This is a genomic window from Moorena sp. SIO2C4, assembly GCF_010672485.1.
Taxonomy (GTDB): Bacteria; Cyanobacteriota; Cyanobacteriia; order Cyanobacteriales; family Coleofasciculaceae; genus Moorena; species Moorena producens.
The window spans coordinates 1-3,339 of the sequence record NZ_JAAHGN010000863.1; the positions used below are offsets into that span (position 1 = coordinate 1).

Genomic DNA, 3,339 nt, shown 5'->3' on the forward strand with positions numbered 1-3,339 from the left:
GTGCGTTTTAGCCCTGATCTCAAAAGCCTTGCTGCTTCTAGCGAGGATGGAAGAGTTATCATCTGGAGCCTCGAAGGCAAAAAACCCCAAATCTTCAAAGCCCATGATAAAGCAGTGCTCAGTATTATGCTCGTCATAATGAGCGGGTGCTCCCCTCATTCTTTTCTGAGGCTTTTTCCTTTTTGTGCTTGACATTTGTATTTACCATCAACTATACTAAAATAATATCAGCCCAAGCACGAAGATTTCAAGGAGGTGGTTTCATTCATGGCGAATCTCAGACATACATTTCGTCTGTATCCTAACAAAACAGCTGCGTCAAAGATGTTTTACGCGAGAAAAATGCACCAGTTGCTTTATAACGCTGGGATAGGCGATCGCCGCTATGAATGGAAAGCAAATAAAAAGTCCATAGGATATCTTGATCAACAAAACTGCTTGCCCGCCTTCAAGGAATGTTGGCCGGAGTACAAGGAGTTATATAGTACTTCCTTGCAAGCGACCCTTAAGAGGGTAGACCTGGCATATAATCGCTTCTTTCTTGGGTTAAGTGAAATTACCAAATATAAGCCAATTCGGAAATACTCCGGATGGACTTATCCCAGTAAGGCTGGTTGGAAGGCTAATACTGACGGAAAAGATGGAACTTTGACGTTGAATGACCTCGGACTCACTATAAAGATGCGTGGTCAGGCCAAGTTTTGGGGGACACCAACGACTCTAACAATTACGTACAAGTCTAGTGTAAACGCTTGGTATGCTTCAATAACCGTTAAAGTAGAAACCCCCGACACTAAATATGGTTCAGGATCTGACTTAACGTACGAGAAAATCGTAGCCTATGACTTAGGGACTGAAACAGCAATCACAGCTTTCAACGGCAGCGAGTTTGAGGAGATAGCCAACCAGCGTTTTACGAAGACTCTAGAGCCTAAAGTGAAGGCCGCCGGGAAGGAAAAGCGCAGGAAGCAGGCTCCTAATTTCAAAAAAAGTATAAAGGCGTCTAAGCGTTGGAAAAAAGCCAACAAAAAAGAATCCCAACTAAAGAGGAAAGCGGGTAACGCGCGTAAAGATTGGCAACACAAGGTTACATCAGATTTATCTAGTCGTTATGACATCGGCGTAACCGAGAAGCTCAATACGAAAGGAATGACCCGGAAAGCCAAGAAAGGGTCGAAAAGAAGGAAACAAAAAGCTGGATTAAACAAAGCCATTCTGGATGTAGGATTCGGTACTCTCAATAAAATGCTGACCTACAAAATCGAACTCAAAGGCGGAATTGTTCTTCAACTACCGACTAGACAACTAAAGCCATCTCAGCGTTGTCCAGAATGTGGAAAGGTTCACAAAGACTGGGCTGAACTGTCGAATAGATACCACGTCTGTGATATTTGCGGCTTTGGGTTCGATAGAGACAAGACAAGCGCAATAGTGATGTTCAATGCAGCATTAGGAAAACAGCCGGGGTACGGTGCTGACCTCGATAAACGTGGATTTTCTAGCTCTACTTCAAAGACCAGAAAGCATACTGGATCAATGAAGCAACTGGGAAAGATGAAGCGTCAAAAATCACGCTCTAAGGATGGGGTAGCTGACACCCCGTCCTGGCCGTAGGCCACGCTACGCGAACGAACAGGGCGGGGTAGTTCATGCTAACATGCCCAATCCAAATAGGAGGGCGTTGATCTGACTGTGGATTATTTGGAGTCATGGTTCTTACTCTAAAACGGTTGGATATTGTTCAAATTTCTGTGAAGTAAGCATTCAGCTGTCAGGTGTCAGCTAATGGGCTATGCGCACGCTACGCGAACAGTTGGGTAGGGTGGGCTGCGTCATGATCGTTTCTACAAAAGTACAGTAATCATCGACCTTTGCCCACCCGACAAAAGCGATTACGCACCGACGCACGCTAAGCGATCGCACTTTCTATTCTTATTAATCTATCAATCTTAAATTCTCCTCTTATTAATCTATCAATCTTAAATTCTCCCGTTTGCCCATTGCGCACCGGCCCACGCTACGCTGGGTTTATTTTAAGCTGACGGCTGACAGCTGACAGCTGACTGCTTACATAACCTTCAACCAACTAACCTTCAACCTGATAACCTTCAACCTGATAACCTTCAACCTGATAACCTTCAACCTGATAACCTTCAACCAACTAACCTTCAACCAACTAACCTTCAACCAACTAACCTTCAACCAACTAACCAAAAAAAATAGCCGCAGAAATACTTTCCACGGCTAGGAATTTTCGCTTATGCACTCAATTTTCTCACCTATCTGTTCGCGTCGCAAACAGACCGGAGCCTTTGTCCGTAAGCATTCAGCTATCAGCTATCAGCATTCAGTAGTGGTGTCGGGTGGGCAAATAATCATAGTTTCACCATTTGTACAGTTATCATTGATATTTGTCCACCCTACAAAGCTATCTGTTCGCTATCAGCATTCAGTAGTGGTGTAGGGTGGGCAAATAATCATAGTTTCACCATTTGTACAGTTATCATCGACCTTTGCCCACCCTACAAAGCGCGATATTTCTACTGACGGCTGACGGCTGACGGCTGACGGCTAACCTTTGGCCAGGGGGGAAACCCCCCCAGAAATTTAAGGTCTTAACGCCAAATCCAATATCTGATCATAATCGTAATAAATTCTCCTGGATTTCCCGTCGGCTGAAGAGGACCCCAGTCAGTAAGTTGAGCGTAGCCCAAGCCATTAAGGATATACACGGTATGGGTTATTTGCTGGCGAGACCCTTTTAAAATGTACGGAACAACGAATCCGTTTGAATTATCGTTTGAATTTGGCTGAGAGTTTTGAGGCATAGTCGAATAATTGTTTTTAGTTTTATAAATATAATCATAATGATTACAAACTAATGTGTCAAGGGTTTTTAGATTTTTTTTTGTTGAGGGTTAATTGAAAGAAAGGTAAGCGGTAAGCAATCAGCAAAATGCTTAAAATTTTGCTCGTTTGCGTTCGTTGCGCCGAGGTGCTTTGGGTTAAATTTTAAGAGGTTAAAATAGGAAAGAAATTTAATAAAATTTAGTTATTTTGTAGGGTGCGTTAGGCGGTTTTGTTGAGAATATTATCTGGTATAACCAGAGTAGAAGCCGTAACGCACCGTGGTATTGGAGTATAAAAATAGATGATATTACCAGAGTTTAAGACGTAACGCACCATGGTATTTGTAAATGATAGCCACGCCAGTAGGGTGCGTTAGGCGGTTTTGTTGAGAATATTATCTGGTATAACCAGAGTAGAAGCCGTAACGCACCGTGGTATTGGAGTATAAAAATAGATGATATTACCAGAGTTTAAGACGTAACGCACCAT

General features: G+C 43.0%; 3 protein-coding genes. All 3 read left to right on the forward strand.

Features of this window, described 5'->3' with window-relative positions; translation table 11 throughout:
- The 3 genes from F6K20_RS40220 (at nt 1) to F6K20_RS30495 (ending at nt 2,464) form a co-directional block, all read left to right on the forward strand.
- Nucleotides 1–192, forward strand: coding sequence for a hypothetical protein (locus tag F6K20_RS40220; RefSeq protein WP_353736858.1), 192 nt, complete (start codon nt 1–3; stop codon nt 190–192).
- 75 nt (nt 193–267) lie between these two features.
- A complete protein-coding gene (locus tag F6K20_RS30490) occupies nt 268–1,614 on the forward strand; it encodes an RNA-guided endonuclease InsQ/TnpB family protein (protein WP_287297207.1) in 1,347 nt (448 codons plus the stop codon).
- A 646-nt stretch (nt 1,615–2,260) separates the two neighbouring features.
- Nucleotides 2,261–2,464 carry a hypothetical protein gene (locus tag F6K20_RS30495; RefSeq protein ID WP_287266839.1) on the forward strand — a complete coding sequence of 68 codons (204 nt, stop codon included), beginning with the start codon at nt 2,261–2,263 and terminating at the stop codon, nt 2,462–2,464.
- Nucleotides 2,465–3,339: the final 875 nt, after the last annotated feature.